The organism is Colwellia sp. F1 (assembly GCF_056238625.1).
Window position 1 is genome coordinate 1 of sequence record NZ_JBWDLI010000030.1, and the last position, 5,752, is coordinate 5,752.

At 43.0% G+C, this 5,752-nt stretch carries 5 protein-coding genes; 1 reads left to right on the top strand and 4 read right to left on the bottom strand.

Translation table 11 applies throughout. The features are described 5' to 3' along the window. On the bottom strand, positions 1-2,583 hold a 2,583-nt coding region (gene gmtZ / locus AC0UA9_RS16535), incomplete at its 3' end, for a gamma-mobile-trio integrase GmtZ (protein ID WP_475661736.1). Next, positions 2,537-3,892 carry a gamma-mobile-trio recombinase GmtY gene (gmtY, locus tag AC0UA9_RS16540; protein ID WP_475661738.1) on the bottom strand — a complete coding sequence of 452 codons (1,356 nt, stop codon included), beginning with the start codon at positions 3,890-3,892 and terminating at the stop codon, positions 2,537-2,539. The genes gmtY and gmtZ, both read right to left, overlap by 47 nt. A 50-nt stretch (positions 3,893-3,942) precedes the next feature. Between gmtY and AC0UA9_RS16545 the strand changes: the two genes are divergently transcribed. Then, entirely contained in the window at positions 3,943-4,314 is a 372-nt protein-coding gene (locus AC0UA9_RS16545; RefSeq protein ID WP_475661740.1) for a GreA/GreB family elongation factor, read from the top strand. An 11-nt stretch (positions 4,315-4,325) separates the two neighbouring features. Here AC0UA9_RS16545 and AC0UA9_RS16550 read toward each other — a convergent pair whose 3' ends face one another. Continuing rightward, positions 4,326-5,054, bottom strand: a complete 729-nt coding sequence (locus AC0UA9_RS16550) for an SIMPL domain-containing protein (RefSeq protein ID WP_125749353.1) — start codon at positions 5,052-5,054, stop codon at positions 4,326-4,328. 85 nt (positions 5,055-5,139) lie between these two features. Further along, the coding region (locus AC0UA9_RS16555) for a class I SAM-dependent methyltransferase (RefSeq protein ID WP_475661743.1) at positions 5,140-5,752 on the bottom strand (613 nt) is incomplete at its 5' end.

Genomic DNA, 5,752 nt, shown 5'->3' on the forward strand with positions numbered 1-5,752 from the left:
GTTAGGCTGTAGCTCATTAAAATCCGACATTCTGTCCAATAACTGAGACCTTGGAGCTATTGCAACGGCGGCATCCGCCGAATGATAGATTGTTGCATTCTCGCAAATCTCATGCAATTGCTGAAAATAGGAAACCTCTTCTATCTCAATTTCCATTTCAGAGTCTGGCATCTTAATAAGCGAAAGCCCACGTTCCACATCAGAAGAGATACCGTTAACAGTTGATACGCACATCCGAATTAGCTTATAGCAGGACTGCAAATCACACAGAAACATATCCATTTTTTTAGCTGCACTCTCATATTCTGACTCCAGCTTTCTTTGTTCTGCCTCAAGAGAAACCCTCTCAGCCTGATCAAACTTCATACCTTTTGCATTTGCAATATACTCATCTCGGTCTATCTGCTCTAATCTTTCAGTAATTGTAGAGATTTCGTCTTGTAGCCGCATACATTTTTCGGACTGTTTGTTAGAGGTGAACAATATCTCGTTCCCAACCGACATTAAGCCACCCAGAAAAACAGGCCCCGTAATAAAGTGCCTGCACCTAAAGCAGTTTTGCATACCCAGATACCCCATAGGCACAGGGGCCCGTACTCTTGTAGCACCGACCTGGTCTCCTCCATCATCACAGCGTGAGGCTGCAAATGGACAAATGCCATAGTCTCTAAATACAAAATTTCCTGCAGGGACACTATTTGTTAATGACAATAGAATGTCTTCATTATTAGAAACCAACTGATTTTTTACCGACTCAATTTTATTGGACTCAACTGTTTTCTGAATCGCCTTAACTTCAGCTTGAAGTGCAATTTTCTCACCTTCCTCAAGTCGTCGCCTTATTTCCCCATGAGATATTTTGCAATAATATATAGACATGACAATCGAGGAGTGTCCCACGACCTTCATGACAACTTCAACTGGCATCCCCATCTCCATGACATAAGCTGTTATCAAGCTAACCCTCATTGAATGAGGAGTGTATGGAGACTTATAGCAAGATATGTTATTGGGTAAACCACTTAATTCCGAAAGCCTAAGATGTGAGGGTTGTATATGATAAATAGCTGCTGCTAACCTGCTCGTCAAAGCCGTACCAACATTTTTTGGCTCAATATCCCCAAAAGCCCTAAACAAAAAACAGTTAACTCCCTTAGACTTTAACTGAATTTCGTTTAAATTAGTTCTCTTACACTGCGACCAGCTAGTAGGGAGATCAATAGGGTTATATTTTTCCTGCCACTCCCTCAATCTAATCAACCAATACGCAAGGTCTTCTGGCAACCATGGTATAGAATATCCGCCATTATTAGACGAGGTCTTATTGGTTGTAACAAACATCCCGATCTGGTCATCAGGGTAGCGTTTAATAAAAGACTGCGACTTAGTCATTCCTGCCATTTCGGAATAATTTTTTACCCAAGCAATTCGTCCAGCCTCCCCAATCACTGGTATGTATTCGTCGGCTTCACCCGAATCATTGTATGCGATCTGCCTTCCCCGAAGAGGAACCTTTGTCAAAGCAAAAGTGTGTAACCAGTCTATCGGTACCCACAAATACCAGTAAGACCCAACCTTCTTGTAAACACAGTCTGGATCATCTTTGTCAATAATGTGACTTTCCACTCTTACCCAATCCGAATCGAACTCGTGGAGATGTCTCAGGTCGCGAAAATTTCTTGCTGACTCAGGAATAATCCATGACTGTGTTTTCCGTACAAAGTGGTATTGAAGACAAGGCTTCGTTGATTCACTCCTACCAGGCGATGAAACATAAGAATCAGTCAGCATAAACTCAAATGGATTTCGGGCATCCATCAACCTAAATACTTCTCCTGTTTCTTCATCCTCCACAGTTAGATCAGTCGCAATGATATATTCAAAAAATTCGTTTATTGAAAGTATGACGTTTCTTCTCATGTTGTCAGTTGAGAATTTATCGAGTTCATCTCTAAATGGCTTTATATTGACTTTTTGCTTTGTTAGAAACTCCTGTGGACTTGTGCTATTATCATGCTTTTCTATATAAACCCTAACAAATCGACATAGATAGGACTTTTTAGAGCTTCCGCCCAAAGCCTGCTTCATAAATTCGTCTATTTTCACACGCCACTGCTTAAACTCAGGCAGTATAAACTCGACATTGAATGGCTCTTCTTTACTCAAAAACTTATACCAATTTTTCCATTTTTCTTCATATACTTTTTGTGGGTCAAATGGAAACCTCGGGTCATCAAAGCCTTTGATATATTTTTTATATTCCGACTGAGACTTTATCCCTACATCTTTTATTTTAGAAACAACTTCCTCATAGGTATAAAATTCTGAAATATCAAAAAAGTCGCTATAGCTAACCCACTCTTCTGGAAACATCCTTTCTGGATGAGAAACCAAACCAGGAATTTCTTTGTAACGCATCTTATAATCAACAGAGTTTTTAATGCCATGCTTCTTACATAGCATTTTCATCTCCTGGAGAGAAAATGTGGCCTTAGGCAGTTTAAGAATATCTTGATCTACATTAACCATCTTAAGGCTACGCATTTTCATCAGCACCTCGCATTTTTCCCCTAATATCTTCATTGGTTGGCTTAATGTAAACGAGACAAGAGTCAGGACTCCTATGATGCATAGATTTTTGAATTTCAATGCGACTCAAACCAAACTTTCTTGCTCTATACCCATATGCATGTCTATGTCCATGCTCAGTAGTACCAAATTCCTTCCTACATTCTAAACCAATTTTTTCTACTGCTCTCTTATATGCGCGCTGGAAATTTTTTAAAGTTTCTGGACCGCCATCATTTTTAGTAAATGCAAATGGGTGAAAGCTGGCCATAGGCTCTATTCTCTGGTACTTGATATATTTCACCCAAACCGCTAAGAAAGTCTTTGCCATACTAGGTGGATTAAAAATCACTTCGAAAAAGCCTGCACGGCTTGTAAGAAGAGCACCTTTCCAGCCTGCATGAAGTCTCTCACTAAGCGGATACGAGTTTCTTGGCTTATATTGCGTCTCTGCTAGGAGGTACTCTCTTCTATTTTTATAATTCGGCAGTGGGGACCGACCATATTCTGGATGATAAACTCTTACTAAAGCTTCATCCCTTCGCTCAGGATGAACTGTAATATCTGAAACGTAAATATGGAACAACTCACTTTTCCTAAGACCACCATAGTTCATCAGCATAGTCATTAGTTGATATTTATAATTTATTCCTTGAGGGTAACTAAACCCTTCCTGTAAAAGAGCATCCATCTTTTCATCAGGAAATTTAACAACTTTATCATTATCTATTTTAGGATCTCGATAACCCTTCACAGCCCTCGTTTGACCAACTTCAATATAGGCGTTCGACCTTTTTTTTAGGTGATTTAAAAAAACATTAGCATTTTTATTGTAGTATGCACACCAGTTTAATCTTTCTTCATAACCCGTTGCTTTTACAAATGGGTTTATCCGACTGGTTTCATACTCAGGCTGTCTAGCCAAAAAATCCGTGTAGTGTGTGACATGAAATAAAATATTGTTCACATCGAAAGTCGTGCGCGGCACCCAAAATAACCCCATAGGATCTTTACAACTTTCGTAATCAATAGTCCCCGTCACTAGAGACCTCGTGAATGATTTTAACAAATCAATTGCTCTAACTTCCCCATTCAATGAATTGATATAAGAAATTAAAAGCCTAAGCGAAAAGACGGATTTTTCTTTCCAAGGCTCACTCTTATAACTAAACCAAGCTAAATATCTTAAATGAGATGTAATCACCCCACTTTCAGTATAAACAGCCGGCAATAAATAAATATTGTTACTGGCAACATCCACGTAGCGGACTTGGATTTTATGAACAAAGGGCATCAAATAGTACTTTTTTAGGGGTTTTTTCACATATAGACTAAAATTTTTTAGGTGTCAATAAAAAGCACCATCTAAATAGTATGCACAGAGAGGGGTTCTTTTACACCTATAACAAAAAAGAGCTAAACCGCGTTATCGCGCGTATTGGCTACCTAACAAAACGGCTGGACGAACTGCAAATTGTTGATCGCCTACCCGCTGACACCAGCAAGGTTTTTTTCGGCGCGTACGTAGATTTGGAAGATGAAGGCGGAGAGCAAATTCATCTTAGAATTGTTGGCCATGACGAAATCGATACTAAAAAACGCTGGATCAGCATCGACGCCCCCATGGCCAAAGCACTGCTCGGGAAAGAAGTAGACGACGATATCACGGTACTCACACCCAATGGCGAGACGTTCTACACCGTCACAGCGATCCGTTATCCGGGCATGAAATCACCGTCTACTTGAGGCGGCAAAGACTACTCTACTAACGCGTAATCCACCGTAGTGACGACTCTGATTCGCTTAATATGGGGTGTATAGCTATCAAGATCTTCAATCGAGAAGTAGCCCTGGGTCGCTTGGCGTATTCCCCCAACACCACTACCAGAGTCTTCGGCAAACTGCTGGGCTGCATTACGTGCATCAGCTGTCGCCTCAGCAATCATTTCAGGCTTAATGTCATCTAAGCCAGTAAACAAAAACTCAGTGCGGTATTCATAGCTAGGCGACAACAGCACGCCTTGACGTACCAACGCTGTGGCTTGGGGCACCGCATCTATCACCCCAGCAACATTATCAGTACGTAGCAACAACGTAGCCTCAGCGCGATAGCGCTCGTCTGGACGTTCGCCACCATACATATTGCTAAATTGATCAGTAATACGCGGTGGCGTGACGCTTACGTTGTCCTCATCGAAACCACGGTCATCCAGAAATTGGCGAATTAACTGCTCATTGCTGGACAGTTGCCGCTCTAAGTCAGAAAGCGAATTGGCATTAACAGTATAGTTGAGTGGCCATAGCACCATATCTGCCGCCACTTCTCGCTCGGCCAAGCCACGTACGGTGACGCTGCGTGAAGATTGCTGCCAAACCTCCGCAGCCCCTTTGAAGTAACTGCCTCCCCACACCAGCCCCAGCGCTAACAAACCGCCCAAGATCAATGCACTGCCAATTACCGCTGTCGTACGAACGCTTCCTGTCATTTCCATTTCCTTTTACACGTGTAGCCGAAACAAGGCTTACAAATGGCATCATAGACGTAAATAGTCGTCTCAGCAGTGGCGCTTGCTATTTAGCGGCTCGATACACTTTAAAGCGCCGATTATCTGCCAAGGTCTCAAAACCACCGAAGGTGCTTTCCAGCACATCAGGATAAGGCAGAAAGGCATTCGCCACTAACACGAGCTGCCCCTTGGCCGATAAATGATTGGGCGCTTCTGAAATCAGCCGTGCGCTAGGGCCATAGGTAATCTCGCGCTCCTGATGAAACGGCGGATTACTCACTATCAGATCAAACTGCTCTCCCCCAAGCGCTGAATAGACGTCGCTCTCAAGCACTCGCCCACTAAGCTGGTTGGCTGCTAGCGTTCGGCGGCACGCCTCCACCGCAAACGCACTGACATCTACGGCGGTGACCTGATGACCTCGCGCTGCAAGCCAAGCACTAATAATGCCGTCGCCGCAGCCCATATCCAGCACGCTAAGCGGCTTTTTGGGCAAGCTAGCCTCAACGCTATCGAGCATTAAACGCGTGCCTTCATCGACCTTGCCGTGACCAAAGACACCAGGATGACTCACCAGCTTTAAATCCCATGCTTCAAAGGTTTGCCACGCAGTGTCCGGCTGCTCCATCGCTACCGTGCGCGTAGCAAACAACGAGCAACGACGAGCGTTATCGAGC